The sequence below is a fragment of the Pseudomonas sp. W15Feb9B genome (genome assembly GCF_000828175.1).
GTDB lineage: Bacteria > Pseudomonadota > Gammaproteobacteria > Pseudomonadales > Pseudomonadaceae > Aquipseudomonas > Aquipseudomonas parakoreensis.
On the sequence record NZ_JTKF01000006.1, the window covers coordinates 26,711 to 40,852 of the forward strand.

Here is a 14,142-nt window from a genome sequence, read left to right on the forward strand (position 1 = left end):
CACATTTTTGGAGCAGCCATGACCGAGCCCCTGATTCTTGAACCCGTAAAGCCCGCAGACGCCTGCGTGATCTGGCTGCACGGCCTCGGCGCGGATCGCTATGACTTTCTGCCGGTCGCCGAAGCGCTGCAGGAAAGCCTGCTGAGCACGCGCTTCGTATTACCGCAAGCGCCAACCCTGCCCGTCACCATCAACGGCGGTTACGCGATGCCGAGCTGGTACGACATAAAGGCCATGAGTCCGGCGCGGGCGATTGATCGTGAGCAACTGGAAGAATCGTCAGAGCGCATCGTCAAACTGATCGATGTGCAGCGCGCGGCCGGGATAGACGCCTCGCGGATTTTTCTCGCCGGGTTTTCCCAGGGTGGCGCCGTTGTTCTGCACACCGCTTATATAAAGTGGCAAGGTCCGTTGGGTGGCGTACTTGCCCTGTCCACTTATGCCCCGACCTTCACCGATGAAATGGAGCTTTCAGCCAGTCAGCAGCGTATTCCTGCGCTGTGCCTGCACGGCCAGTTCGATGGCGTGGTGCAGAACTCGATGGGACGCAGCGCCTATGAGCATCTGCTGAAGCATGGTGTCACCGTGACATGGCAGGAATACCCAATGGAGCACGAAGTGTTACCCGAAGAAATTCGCGACATCGGGGTCTGGCTGGGTGAACACCTGCGTTGATCGTTTCAGTTCGAACGTCCCTTTGATCATCCCACTACGCCGAGCCCGCTTCTTGCATTACACTGGCCGGCGTACATTCCTTAACCAATTGATGAGATGACCGTGCTCAAAGCACTCAAGAAAATGTTCGGCAAAAGCGAGGCTGAGCAGCTCGCGCCAGCCCCCAGTGCGCCCTCACGCGCCCCCGGCCCTCGCAGCGATACGCCCAAAGCCGAACGTCCGGCACCGGTAGCGACACCTCAGCCCGAGCCGCAGCCTGCCATCGCCACCGAATCTGTCCGCGCCGAAGCACCGAAACCGCCTCGGCCGCGCCGCGAACCGAAGCCCAAGGCACCGGTCATTCCCTGGAAACTCGAAGATTTCGTCGTCGAACCCCAGGAAGGCAAAACCCGCTTCCACGATTTCAAACTCGCTCCGGAACTGATGCACGCCATTCAGGACCTGGGCTTTCCATACTGCACACCGATTCAGGCGCAGGTGCTGGGTTTCACCCTCGCCGGCAAAGACGCCATCGGCCGCGCGCAGACCGGTACCGGCAAGACGGCCGCGTTCCTGATCTCGATCATCACCCAGCTGTTGCAGACCCCGCCGCCGAAAGAACGCTACATGGGCGAACCCCGTGCACTGATCATCGCGCCGACCCGTGAGCTGGTGGTGCAGATCGCCAAGGATGCTGCCGACCTGACCAAGTACACCGGTCTCAACGTGATGACGTTCGTTGGCGGCATGGACTTCGACAAGCAGCTCAAGCACCTCGAAGCGCGCCACTGCGACATTCTCGTTGCCACTCCGGGCCGTCTGCTCGACTTCAACCAGCGCGGCGACGTGCACCTGGACATGGTCGAAGTGATGGTGCTGGACGAAGCCGACCGCATGCTCGACATGGGTTTCATCCCGCAAGTGCGGCAGATCATTCGCCAGACTCCGCCGAAGTCCGAGCGTCAGACCCTGCTGTTCTCCGCGACCTTCACCGAAGACGTGATGAACCTGGCCAAGCAATGGACCACCGATCCGGCAATCGTCGAAATCGAAGTCACCAACGTGGCCAACGAAAACGTCGAACAGCACATCTATGCGGTGGCCGCGGCTGACAAATACAAATTGCTCTACAACCTGGTCAACGACAACGGCTGGGAACGCGTGATCGTCTTCGCCAACCGCAAGGACGAAGTGCGCCGCATCGAAGAGCGCCTGGTGCGCGACGGCATCAACGCCGCGCAACTGTCCGGCGACGTGCCGCAGCACAAGCGCATCAAGACCCTCGAAGGCTTCCGCGAAGGCAAGATCCGCGTACTGGTGGCCACCGATGTCGCCGGTCGCGGCATCCACATCGACGGCATCAGCCACGTGATCAACTTCACCCTGCCGGAAGTCCCGGACGACTACGTACACCGCATCGGCCGTACCGGTCGGGCGGGCGCCGACGGCGTGTCGATCAGCTTCGCCGGTGAGGACGACTCGTACCAGTTGCCGTCCATCGAAGAGAAGCTCGGCCGCAAGATCAGCTGCGAAACACCGCCGACGCACCTGCTGCGCGCAGTAGAACGCAAGCGTCCGCAGCCGCAGTAAGCAACTTGTAACGCAAAAAGCGCAGCCGGCAACGGACTGCGCTTTTTTTTGCCCGACGTTTTCACCAGGCGCTTGCGATAGATATCTAAAAGTCCATAATGGACAAATAAGTTCATATCCAGACCGCGGAGCCTGACATGTCCAGTACACCCTACGTGATCGACCACACTCAGGCCCGCGAGCTGCTGGCGCGCATCGACGTGCCGCAGACCCTGCGCAAACTGTTCCGCGACCTCGCCGCCGGCCACGCCGTGCAACCGGCGCAGCAGTTGGTGGAGTTTCCACAGGGCGCCGGCGACTTCATCAATTATCTGGGGGTGCTGGCCGAGGACGGCTTGTACGGCGTGAAAACCTCGCCGTACATCGTCCGCGAGCAAGGGCCACTGGTGACAGCGTGGACGCTGTTGATGTCAATGCAAACCGGCCAGCCACTGCTGCTGTGCGACGCCGGCGAACTGACCACCGCCCGTACCGCTGCGACCACCGCCGTGGCGGTCGACGCCCTCGCCCCGCTGAATGCCACACGACTGGCGATCATCGGCAGCGGCAAGGTTGCCCAGGCGCATCTGCATTACGTGAAAGGGCTGCGCGACTGGCAGCGCATCAGCGTGTATTCGCCGAGTCTGTCTGAAGACGCTGAAACCCGGGCGCTGCTGAAAGAGATCTACCCCGGAGTGACCATTGCCGACAGCCGCACAACCGCCCTCGCCGAGGCCGACGTGATCATGCTCTGCACCTCGTCCGCCGGCCCGGTCATCGACCCGGCCAGCTTGAGCAAACCGGCACTGATCACCTCCATCAGCACCAACGCTCCGCGCGCCCATGAGGTGCCCCCACAGAGCTTGGGCGACATGCAGGTGTTCTGTGACTATCGGCTGACCACGCCGGGTTCGGCGGGTGAAATGCTGATCGCCGCCGAGCAGCATGGCTGGAACAAGGATTTGATCATCGGCGACCTGGCCGATCTGCTCAGCGAGAAAGTGCCGCGTCCCGGTTACGACCGTCACGTATTTTTCCGTTCAATTGGCCTGGGCCTGGAAGACATTGCACTGGCCAATGCGATTTATCACCTCAAGCACTGACACCTCGATCCCTTGTGGGAGCTGACGAGTGAAACGAGGCTGCGATCTTTTGATTTTCAAAAGACAAGATCAAAAGATCGCAGCCTCGTTTCACTCGTCAGCTCCTACAGAATTCCAGATAAATTGGGAGATTTCATGAGCCAGGCAGATTTCATCATCATCGGCGGCGGGATTGCCGGCGCTTCCACCGGTTTCTGGCTGTCGCGCCACGCCAAAGTGATCGTGCTCGAACGCGAATCACACCCGGCCTATCACTCCACCGGACGTTCCGCCGCGCTGTACACCGCCGCCTACGGTACGCCGCAGGTGCGCGCGCTGACGCTGGCCAGCCGCGAGTTTTTCGACCATCCGCCGAGCGGTTTCTGTGAGCACCCATTGCTGACGCCGCGCGGCGAAATGACCGTGGATTTCAGCGGTGACGCCGCCGAACTGAACAACCAGTACCTCAGCGCCAAAGCCACGGTGCCAGAAATGCAGCTGCTCAGCGCCGACGAAGCCTGCGCCCGTCTGCCGATCCTGCGTCGGGAAAAAGTCCACGGCGCGATCTACGACCCGACCGCCAGCGACATCGACACCGATGCCCTGCATCAGGGCTACCTGCGCGGTATCCGCCGCAACAACGGCGAGGTGCACACCGATTGCGAAGTGCTGGGCCTGACGCGCGACGCCGATGGCCTCTGGCAGGTGCAAACCAACGGTCAGACCTTCAGCGCGCCGGTCATCATCAACGCCGCCGGCGCCTGGGCTGACCAGATCGGCGCGCTGGCTGGCGCCCAGGCGCTGGGCCTGCAACCGAAACGCCGTGCGGCGTTCATTTTCGCCGGCCCCGAGGGCGTGGACATTCATCACTGGCCGATGCTGGTCAGCCTCGACGAATCGTTCTATATGAAGCCCGACGCCGGGATGTTCCTCGGCTCGCCGGCCAACGCCGATCCGGTCGAACCGCATGACGTGCAACCGGAAGAGCTGGACATCGCCATGGGCATCTACCAGATCGAAGAGGCCACGACCCTGACCATCCGTCGTCCGACCCGCACCTGGGCCGGTTTGCGCAGCTTTGTCGCCGACGGTGATCTGCTCAGCGGTTTCGATCCGCAGGTGCCCGGGCTGTTCTGGGTCGCGGCCCAAGGCGGTTACGGTATTCAGACCTCACCGGCCATGGGCCAGGCCAGTGCGGCATTGGTACGCGGTGAAGCCTTGCCTGAACATCTGCAGCAGTTCGGCCTGAGCAGCGCCATGCTCTCCCTCGCAAGGCTCGGCTGAACCCCTTGGCGGATGACGCGCCCAACGGATTGCGGCACACTCGCAGCGCCCCCGTGCACGGGGGCGTTGACGCCGCCTGGAGCTCCACAAACATGACCGCCCCCGAATTCGATCCGGCACTGGATAATTTCCGTGCCATCGCCGACGCCATCGCCACGCTGTTCTTTCCCCACGCCGAAGTGGTGCTGCACGACTTGCGCACGCAAAAGGTCGACTACATCGCCAACAACTTGTCCAAACGCGAGATCGGCGACGATTCATCGCTTGAAGATATGCTCAGCGAGGAGGTCAGTGAGCGCAACATCGGTCCGTACGAAAAGCTCAATTGGGACGGCCAGAAGATACGCAGCCTGAGCACGGTGCTGCGCGACAGCAAAGAGCGGCCACTGGCGGTGCTGTGCATCAACCTGAATATTTCGTTGTTCGAGAATGCCAAGGCTGCGCTGGACCTGTTCCTGTCGCCGAGCAAACTGATCCCGCAGCCGGATTCACTGTTTCGCGATGACTGGCAGGAGCGCATCAATACCTTCCTCCACGCCTGGCTGCGCGAGCGCCAGCTGAGCCTGAATCTGCTGACCCGCGATCACAAGCGCGAACTGGTGCTGGCGCTGCATGCCGAAGGCGCGTTCAAGGGCAAGAGCGCCTCGAACTATGTGGCCAATGTGCTGAACATGGGGCGGGCGACGGTGTACAAGCATTTGAAGGAATTGAAGGGCTGAAGATCTGCATTGGCAGTTCCGGCCCCATCGCTGGCAAGCCAGCTCCCACAGTTTTTTGGTGTACACAAAATCTGTGCACGACTCGGTCACTGTGGGAGCTGGCTTGCCAGCGATAGCGGGCTGTCAGTCGCCGTAAATGTCAGACTTGAAGTACTTCTGGGAAATCTTCTGATATTCGCCACTCGCACGAATACCGTCGATGGCCGTATTCAACTCGCTGACCAGCTCGGTATTGCCCTTGCGCACCGCAATCCCCGCGCCCTCGCCCACGTACTTCGGATCCTTCAGTTCCGGCCCGACAAACGCGTAACCCTTGCCGCGTGGCATCGACAGGAAGTCGGTCAGCGGAATGGTGTCGGCAAAAATCGCATCGAGCCGCCCTGCTGCCAGGTCCATGTAGATTTCTTCGTTATTGCCGTAGCGCTTGACGATGATGCCCTTGGGCTCGAACACCTCGGTGGCATAACGGTCGGTGGTGGTCGCGCGCTGCACACCGACGGTCTTGCCCTTGAGGCTGGCGTATTGGTCGTCGACCGTGGCGCCTTCCTTCATCACCAGCCGCGACGAAGTGAAGTAGTACTTGTGGGTGAAATCCACCGACTTCTTGCGGTCTTCGTTGATGGTCATCGACGACAGCGCCATGTCGATTTTCTTCACTTTCAGCGAAGGGATCAGGCCATCGAACTCACCCTCGACCCACACACACTTGACCTTCATCTGCGCGCACAGGGCGTTGCCGATGTCGTAGTCGAAACCGACGATCTCGCCCTTGTCGGTTTTCGAGGCGAACGGTGGATAAGCGGCCTCAATGCCGATGCGCAGGGTTTTCTCCGCAGCAAACGAATGGGTGCACGCCAACAGGCTCAGGGCCAGACCGGTGATGAGGGGGAGTTTCTTCATGTTCGTTCTCTCGCGGGTTGTTGTTGGTTTGGCAAGACAGAAGAAAAGAGCTGGAAAGGGGAATGCCTTTTTTGTACTTATAAATCCATATTGGACTCGCGCGTACAAATCGTCAATTAGCTGAAGAAAGGTATTTGGTGTTGCGGATGGCCTCATCGCTGGCAAGCCAGCTCCCACAGGGTTCAGTGGTGTACATGAATACGTGCATGACACAAAACACTGTGGGAGCTGGCTTGCCAGCGATGACTGACTAGAGGGCGATGCAGAAATTACTTCTTCCAGCGATCCGCCGCAGCATGATCGCTGTCACGCCCTTCGACCCAGCGCGGGCCGTCGCGGGTGTTCTCTTTTTTCCAGAACGGCGCGCGGGTTTTCAGGTAGTCCATGACAAAGGCGCAGGCGTCGAATGCCGCCTGGCGATGGGCGCTGGCCGCGCCGACAAACACAATCGGCTCGCCCGGCTCCAGCGCGCCGATGCGGTGCAGCACTTCCAGCTTCAGCAGCGGCCAGCGCTGCTCGGCCTCGACGGCAATCTTGGCCAACGCCTTTTCGGTCATGCCCGGATAGTGTTCGAGGAACATCCCGGCCACATCCAGCCCGTCATTGAAGTCGCGCACGTAGCCGACAAAACTCACCACCGCGCCAACGCCGACATTCGCCGCGTGCATCGCGTTGACTTCAGCGCCGGGATCGAACGCCATTGACTGCACCCGAATCGCCATGCCTCAGCCTCCGGTCACGGTGGGAAAAAACGCCACTTCGTCGCCGTCGCTCACCGGCTCGTTGAGCTGGCACAGGTCTTCGTTGCGCGCGCACATCAGGTTCTGCTCGCTCAAGACCTCGGCGCCATCGCGTTGCGCGAGCAGCGCACGGACATCGTCGACCGTGGCGAAATCGCCTTCGACCTTGACCGAGTCCACGCCCAGCGCTTCACGATAACGCGCAAAGAATTTAACCGTCAGTTTCATGGTTGCTCCGCCTGAAAATGCCCGCTCTTGCCGCCGACCTTTTCCAGCAAACGCACGCTTTCGATGGTCATGCCCCGATCCACGGCCTTGCACATATCGTAAATGGTCAGCGCGGCAACGCTGGCAGCGGTCAGTGCTTCCATCTCCACGCCGGTCTGCCCGGAGAGCTTGCAGCGGGCGACGATGCGTACGCTGTCTTCGCCTTCTGCACTGAGTTCGACCTTGACACCGGTGAGCATCAGCGGATGGCACAACGGGATCAGATCACTGGTTTTCTTCGCGGCCTGAATGCCGGCAATCCGAGCGACGGCAAACACGTCACCCTTGGGGTGGCCGCCGCTGACGATCATCTGCAGGGTTTCGGGCAGCATGCGCACCAGCGCCTGGGCGGTCGCCTCACGGAATGTCACGGCTTTTTCGGTGACGTCGACCATGTTGGCGCGACCTTGGGAATCGAGATGAGTCAGCACGGGATTACTCCTGATCAGGAGCGTGGATTGTAAACCTGTGGGTCAAATTTCCGCATCCACGAATATGACGCTCTTTGTGTAGGAGCTGCCGCAGGCTGCGATCTTTTGACTTTGATTTTTAAAGCAGGATCAAAAGATCGCAGCCTTCGGCAGCTCCTACATCGGATCAGTGGTGCATCAATCAAGGGATTTGTGGTTCAGGCATAAAAAACCGGGCGGCTTTGCGGCCGCCCGGTTTTGTTGGAAGGGTTACAGATGCGATTCGGCGTATTCGGCCAGAATCGAGCGTGGCACGCCCTGCAGGGTGATGTGCACCCCGTTGGGGAAATCCTTGAAGCGTTCGGTCAGGTAGGTCAGCCCGGAGCTGGTCGCGGACAGGTAAGGGGTGTCGATCTGTGCCAGGTTGCCCAGGCACACCACTTTGGAACCGGCGCCGGCCCGGGTGATGATGGTTTTCATCTGGTGCGGCGTAAGGTTCTGGCATTCGTCGATCAGGATCAGGCTCTGCTGGAAGCTGCGACCGCGAATGTAGTTGAGCGATTTGAACTGCAACGGCACTTTGCTGAGGATGTAATCGACGCTGCCATGGGTGTTTTCATCATCCATGTGCAAGGCTTCGAGGTTGTCGGTGATGGCGCCCAGCCAAGGCTCCATTTTTTCCGCTTCGGTGCCGGGCAGGAAGCCGATCTCCTGGTCCAGGCCCTGCACGCTGCGGGTCGCGATGATGCGGCGATAGCGCTTGCTGACCATGGTCTGCTCGATCGCCGCGGCCAGCGCCAGAATAGTTTTACCGGAACCGGCAGCACCCGACAGGTTGACCAGATGAATGTCCGGATCCAGCAGCGCGTAGAGCGCCAGACTCTGATAGATGTCCCGTGGTTTGAGGCCCCAGGCTTCCTGGTGCAGCAGCGGTTCCTGGTGCAGGTCGAGGATCAGCAGCTTGTCTTCCTGGATTTCCTTGATCCAGCCTACAAAGCCTTGTTCGTCAATGATGAACTCGTTGATGTGCACTGCGGGCAGGTTGTCGATCAGCTGCACCTGATGCCAGGTGCGGCCGTGATCCTGACGGGTATCGACCTTGCTCACGCGGTCCCAGAAGGAGCCGGTCATGTTGTGATAACCGTTGGGCAGCAGCGACACGTCGTCGACCAGTTGGTCGGTGCTGTAGTCCTCGGCATCGATGCCGCAGGCGCGTGCCTTAAGGCGCATGTTGATGTCTTTGGTGACCAGCACCACCGCCTTCTGCGGATCACGGGTGTGCAGGTCGATCAACTGGTTGATGATTTTGTTGTCGTTCAGGTGCTCGGGCAGAATCAGGTTCGACTCGGCCTGCTTGCTCATCAGAATTGACAGCAAGCCTTTCGGCCCACCCTTGCCGCGCTGGATCGGCACACCCAGCTCGACGTCCTCGGGGGAGGCATCGCCCAGGGTCTTGTCGATCAGCCGGATCGCCTGGCGGCATTCGGCAGCAACGCTATGATGGCCGCTCTTGAGCTTGTCCAGCTCCTCAAGCACGGTCATCGGGATCGCGACGTGGTGTTCTTCGAAATTCAGCAGGGCATTTGGATCGTGAATCAATACGTTGGTATCGAGTACATAAAGGATTGGCTGGTTGGAAGAAGGGCTACGTCCGTGATCATCCATACTCGGTCACCTTTGTGGGAGCCATTCGACGCAATACCTGGGCGGTGCTGCGCCTCGAAGTGACTGCCGAATTCATCCACGAGGGCCTGGATGAACTGCACACAAAAGGAGTCTTGGAAGACGCCACCTGTGTTGCAGGTTTCGGCGGTCTGTCTTCGTAATACTCCAAAACTCATGACATAAAAAAGCACTTTGACGGTTTTTTTAAGTTTATTTTGCAGAGTGACGAAAAGCCCTTGGCGGACCGTCCAGACCCCGCTAAAGTCGGAAGTCCGCCTGCATCGAATTCTCTAGAAAAATCGCCCCAAGCCCAATGTTTCCGGGCTTTTTCCGTTTGTCAGCGAAACCCGTCCTGACAGTCTTCAAAGCCGATGCCACTTTGCGCAGTTTGCGTGATCAGCCACGGCAACGCGGTCTTCACCGCATCCTGTTTCATGTTGAAATTGATCACCCCGTGACGCCATAGCAGCATTAGGGTCAGCACTCGCTGCGCGCTCTGCGCACCCTTCAGCTTGCCGGCACCATCCTGGGCATCGATGTCCCACAGCGCCACTTGCAGGCCCTGATTGCGCAAGAAACTGCCAGCATCAGAGCGACGCTGCCCCTCCGGCGGACGGAACAGCGGCACGTAGTTTTCCGGCAACTTGTTCTTCACCAGGTCACTGCTGCGGCGCACCGAGTCCTGCCAGTCCTGCCAATAGCTGTGGGAACGGAACTCCCAACCCTGCACCCCGACACACTGTTTCGAGAACTCCGATTGCAGATTGCTCACCGAGCGATCCGCCAGTCGCGCCTGCACGTCCTTGCCCAACAGGAAGAACGTGCCGCTGAGATTGGCTTTGCGCAGGTAGTCGGCGATCCAGTCGGTGTTGTCCGGCTGCAGGTTTGCAGCGCTGTCGAAACTCAGCAGAAACAGCCGGTCATGCATCTCGTCGCCGCTGCGTTCATAGTCGCCGAAACGATCGATTTCACTGCTGGTCTGCGGCGACAGCGCGGCCTTGCGCATCAGCTCGTCCAGGTACTGCAGATGAAACAACCGGCTCGGTTCGGCCCATTTGGTGTAATAACTGTCGTCGCTGACCACGAACTTGGCGGCCTGCTCGCGCAGGGTCGGCAGGTCTTCGACGAGGAAGCAGAACGAGGCATCCTGATCGCAGCTCTGCTGGGCGAAGTTGTAGTTGGCCAACAGACGTTCCCAGAGCCGCTGACGCAGGTGGCTGATCGCGTCGACGTTGACCGTGCGCAGCCCAAGGCGCTGGGCCAGCGCGGCCTCGTCCAGCGCCTCGGTGCCTAGCAGGCCCCGGGCGAACATGAGGATTTCCGCGCGCGAGGCGACGTCGAACAGCGTCGGATTGCTGAGCTGCTCCGGCCAGGTGCTGCGATCCAGCGTCGCCACATCGCCCGGTGCCGCCATGGCCCCGCAGCTCAGCAGCCACGCCGTGAATAAAAGAACAATGCGCAAAGGGGTGTCTCCATAACCAAACCCGCGCGGCACTATAGCTGATGTGCAAGCTTCAAGGACGCTGCCCTCACCCCAGCCCTCTCCCGGAGGGAGAGGGAGCCGATCTTCATGTTTTCAAACCTGAGTTCGACTGGATATTTCAGGTCGATGTATGACTCTAGAACAACACGGTCAGCTCCCTCTCCCTCCGGGAGAGGGCTGGGGTGAGGGGAAAATCCACCAGCCGTCGCAAAAGCCCGAGCTTCCTGATACCTATTACCCTCATAGCTGGAGTCCACTCGGCCAACCCCCTAGAATCGCCCCCACGATTAAAGGAGACGACTTCATGCTGATGGTGATTTCCCCCGCCAAGACCCTCGATTACGAAACACCGCCGGCGACCCAGCGCTTCACCCAGCCGCAATACCTCGACCATTCCCAGGAGCTGATCCAGCAACTGCGCGAACTGAGCCCGGCGCAAATCAGCGAACTGATGCACGTGTCCGACAAGATTGGTGGCCTCAACGCCGCGCGCTTCGGCAGCTGGACGCCCGCCTTCACCCCGGAAAACGCCAAGCAGGCCCTGCTCGCGTTCAAGGGTGACGTGTACACCGGGCTAGACGCGCAATCGTTCAGCGAAGCCCAGTTCGACTATGCGCAAAAGCACCTGCGCATGCTCTCCGGGCTCTATGGTCTGCTGCGTCCGCTGGATCTGATGCAGCCGTATCGTCTGGAAATGGGCACCAAACTGGCCAACGCCCGTGGCAAGGACCTCTACGCGTTCTGGGGCACCCGAATCAGTGAATGGCTCAACGAAGCGCTGGCCGAGCAAGGCGACGACGTGCTGCTGAACCTGGCCTCCAACGAGTACTTCTCGGCGGTCAAGCGCAGCGCCCTGAATGCGCGGATCATCAACACCGAGTTCAAGGACCTGAAGAACGGTCAGTACAAGATCATCAGTTTCTACGCGAAAAAGGCCCGCGGCCTGATGAGCCGTTTCGTGATTCAGGAAAAAATCAACGATCCCGCCCTGCTCAAGCAGTTCGATGTGCAGGGTTATCGCTACAGCGCCGAACAATCGAAACCGGACAATCTGGTGTTTTTGCGCGATCACGCCCCGGAATAAAGCATGCCCATTGCACGACTCTTTCTATAAAGAGTCGTGCAGCTCGCACGACGTCAAAAATCCCCCGCCACATTTCGCCGTTTTATTGGCGCCATAAAATCGTCCCACCCAATTCTAATTTTAGTTTCACTCGACAGCCGCACTTTTTTTCAGTAGTGGCACGCAAATTTTTTTACGGTAGTGGCACAAAACTATCTAGCTCAATTACGCACCGATTAACAAAGGCCCAAATCGAAAGTGCTATCAAATTGAGACCAGTGCCATCTTTGGCAATATTTCAAAAAATTTCAGATTTCGCGATGAGCGGGTAGGAACTATGTCCAAATGCATAGCTCATACCACCGGTAACGATTCTCGCCGAGTTTGTACGAGATAACTTACGCAGAGCGGAGAACCATGTAACCAAGTTGTCACAGCAACTTGCCTAGATGGTTCACTCATCTGATCAACTAACGATGGATAGGTGATACGCACCATAAACATCCTCTACAAGGCCAAGGCTGCGCCCCTGTAATTGTGCTCGCCTGAGCACCCAACCGCTTGATCTACGGGCCTTTCGTCCGACATCAGGTGGACTGAACACATGCACAAGAGTCTTCCAGCAAGAAGATCCGCTGCATAACAGGGCAAGTCATAACAACCAGGCCTAGTTGCGCACATCTTGAGTGCACTTATTTAGACACTCGGAACTTAGTATGCCTGCACACGGCATTGTGGCGCCTGTTTGCCGCACTTTCGAGTGCACTATGACCGCTGAACACCATTAACTCCGGCCATCTAATGGCTTGATAAAACACAGAGGTATTTGCGATGCGCATCAGCATATTTGGTTTGGGTTACGTTGGCGCAGTATGTGCCGGTTGCCTGTCTGCACGGGGCCATGACGTGGTTGGCGTCGATGTTGCCAAAGACAAGATCGACATGATCAACGCCGGCAAGTCGCCGATTGTTGAACCGGGTCTGGGCGAACTTCTGGCCCAGGGTATCGAGACCGGTCGTCTGCGCGGTACAACCAACTTCGCCGAGGCAATTCGTGACACCGACCTGTCGATGATCTGCGTCGGTACACCGAGCAAGAAGAACGGCGACCTGGAACTGAACTACATCGAGGCGGTGTGCCGCGAGATCGGTTTCGTGCTGCGTGAAAAATCCACCCGTCACACCATCGTGGTGCGCAGCACCGTGCTGCCGGGCACCGTCGCCAACGTGGTCATCCCGATCCTCGAAGACTGCTCGGGCAAGAAGGCCGGTGTCGACTTCGGCGTCGCGGTCAACCCGGAATTCCTGCGTGAATCCACCGCGATCAAGGACTACGACCTGCCACCGATGACCGTCATCGGCGAGTTCGACAAGGCCTCGGGCGACGTTCTGCAATCGCTGTACGAAGAACTCGACGCGCCGATCATCCGCAAGGACATCGCGGTCGCCGAGATGATCAAGTACACCTGCAACGTCTGGCACGCAACCAAGGTCACCTTCGCCAACGAGATCGGCAACATCGCCAAAGCGGTCGGCGTCGATGGTCGTGAAGTGATGGACGTGGTCTGCCAGGACAAGACGCTCAACCTGTCCCAGTACTACATGCGCCCGGGCTTCGCCTTCGGCGGTTCGTGCCTGCCCAAAGACGTACGCGCCCTGACCTACCGCGCCGGTTCGCTGGACGTCGAAGCTCCGCTGCTCAACTCGCTGATGCGCAGCAACGAATCACAAGTGCAGAACGCCTTCGACATCGTTGAAAGCCACGACAAACGCAAAGTCGCCCTGCTCGGCCTGAGCTTCAAGGCCGGCACCGACGACCTGCGCGAAAGTCCGCTGGTGGAACTGGCCGAAATGCTGATCGGCAAGGGCTATGACCTGAGCATCTACGACAGCAACGTCGAGTACGCCCGTGTTCACGGCGCGAACAAGGACTACATCGAGTCGAAGATCCCGCACGTGTCGTCCCTGCTCAACGCGGACTTCGATTCGGTGATCGACAACTCTGACGTGATCATCCTCGGCAACCGCGACGAGAAATTCCGCGCGCTGGCCCAGGAAGCACCGCAAGGCAAACAGGTCATCGACCTGGTCGGCTTCATGGCCAAAGCCACCAATCCAGGTACTCGCACTGAAGGTATCTGCTGGTAAACAGCCCTGTAGGAGCTGACGAGTGAAACGAGGCTGCGATCTTTACCCCGGCCACTTGAGTCTTGAGTGAACCCGCAAAGATCAAAAGATCGCAGCCTTCGGCAGCTCCTACATGTCCTTGCAAGTTTTTGTATGCCTGCCTTAACCCCATCGGGCCA

General features: G+C 59.1%; 13 protein-coding genes. 7 read left to right on the forward strand and 6 right to left on the reverse strand.

Annotated elements, in window-relative coordinates; genetic code table 11:
* The first annotated feature begins 18 nt into the window (after window positions 1–18).
* The 5 genes from OC71_RS04345 to OC71_RS04365 all read left to right on the forward strand — a co-directional run bounded on the left by OC71_RS04345 (window position 19) and on the right by OC71_RS04365 (window position 5,308).
* Complete coding sequence (locus tag OC71_RS04345; RefSeq protein WP_041064786.1) at window positions 19–675, forward strand: alpha/beta hydrolase; 657 nt, start codon at window positions 19–21, stop codon at window positions 673–675.
* Window positions 676–771: 96 nt separating this feature from the next.
* Window positions 772–2,244, forward strand: a complete 1,473-nt coding sequence (rhlB, locus tag OC71_RS04350; protein ID WP_041064789.1) for an ATP-dependent RNA helicase RhlB — start codon at window positions 772–774, stop codon at window positions 2,242–2,244.
* Between the two features lie 137 nt (window positions 2,245–2,381).
* Window positions 2,382–3,326, forward strand: a complete 945-nt coding sequence (locus OC71_RS04355; RefSeq protein WP_041064792.1) for an ornithine cyclodeaminase family protein — start codon at window positions 2,382–2,384, stop codon at window positions 3,324–3,326.
* A gap of 135 nt (window positions 3,327–3,461) precedes the next feature.
* Window positions 3,462–4,589: an FAD-binding oxidoreductase gene (locus OC71_RS04360; protein ID WP_041064796.1), complete on the forward strand. Its 1,128-nt coding sequence runs from the start codon at window positions 3,462–3,464 to the stop codon at window positions 4,587–4,589.
* Between the two features lie 92 nt (window positions 4,590–4,681).
* A complete protein-coding gene (locus OC71_RS04365; protein WP_041064798.1) occupies window positions 4,682–5,308 on the forward strand; it encodes a transcriptional regulator in 627 nt (208 codons plus the stop codon).
* Window positions 5,309–5,431: 123 nt separating this feature from the next.
* Here OC71_RS04365 and OC71_RS04370 read toward each other — a convergent pair whose 3' ends face one another.
* From OC71_RS04370 to OC71_RS04395, 6 genes are all read right to left on the reverse strand, one after another.
* Window positions 5,432–6,208, reverse strand: coding sequence for an ABC transporter substrate-binding protein (locus OC71_RS04370; protein ID WP_041064800.1), 777 nt, complete (start codon window positions 6,206–6,208; stop codon window positions 5,432–5,434).
* A gap of 269 nt (window positions 6,209–6,477) precedes the next feature.
* Complete coding sequence (moaE, locus tag OC71_RS04375) at window positions 6,478–6,930, reverse strand: molybdopterin synthase catalytic subunit MoaE (RefSeq protein WP_041064803.1); 453 nt, start codon at window positions 6,928–6,930, stop codon at window positions 6,478–6,480.
* Between the two features lie 3 nt (window positions 6,931–6,933).
* Entirely contained in the window at window positions 6,934–7,176 is a 243-nt protein-coding gene (gene moaD, locus OC71_RS04380; RefSeq protein WP_041064806.1) for a molybdopterin converting factor subunit 1, read from the reverse strand.
* Window positions 7,173–7,646 carry a cyclic pyranopterin monophosphate synthase MoaC gene (gene moaC / locus OC71_RS04385; protein WP_008080206.1) on the reverse strand — a complete coding sequence of 158 codons (474 nt, stop codon included), beginning with the start codon at window positions 7,644–7,646 and terminating at the stop codon, window positions 7,173–7,175. The genes moaD and moaC overlap by 4 nt, the downstream gene beginning before the upstream one ends.
* Window positions 7,647–7,895: 249 nt before the next feature.
* A complete protein-coding gene (locus tag OC71_RS04390) occupies window positions 7,896–9,290 on the reverse strand; it encodes a PhoH family protein (protein WP_041064814.1) in 1,395 nt (464 codons plus the stop codon).
* A gap of 337 nt (window positions 9,291–9,627) precedes the next feature.
* Complete coding sequence (locus tag OC71_RS04395) at window positions 9,628–10,704, reverse strand: polysaccharide deacetylase family protein (RefSeq protein WP_371260339.1); 1,077 nt, start codon at window positions 10,702–10,704, stop codon at window positions 9,628–9,630.
* Window positions 10,705–11,077: 373 nt separating this feature from the next.
* On the opposite strand from OC71_RS04395, the gene yaaA reads away from it, so the two are divergent.
* Both yaaA and OC71_RS04405 read left to right on the forward strand, forming a co-directional pair.
* Window positions 11,078–11,857 carry a peroxide stress protein YaaA gene (gene yaaA, locus OC71_RS04400; RefSeq protein ID WP_041064818.1) on the forward strand — a complete coding sequence of 260 codons (780 nt, stop codon included), beginning with the start codon at window positions 11,078–11,080 and terminating at the stop codon, window positions 11,855–11,857.
* 810 nt (window positions 11,858–12,667) lie between these two features.
* Window positions 12,668–13,984 carry a nucleotide sugar dehydrogenase gene (locus OC71_RS04405; RefSeq protein WP_041064820.1) on the forward strand — a complete coding sequence of 439 codons (1,317 nt, stop codon included), beginning with the start codon at window positions 12,668–12,670 and terminating at the stop codon, window positions 13,982–13,984.
* Window positions 13,985–14,142: the final 158 nt, after the last annotated feature.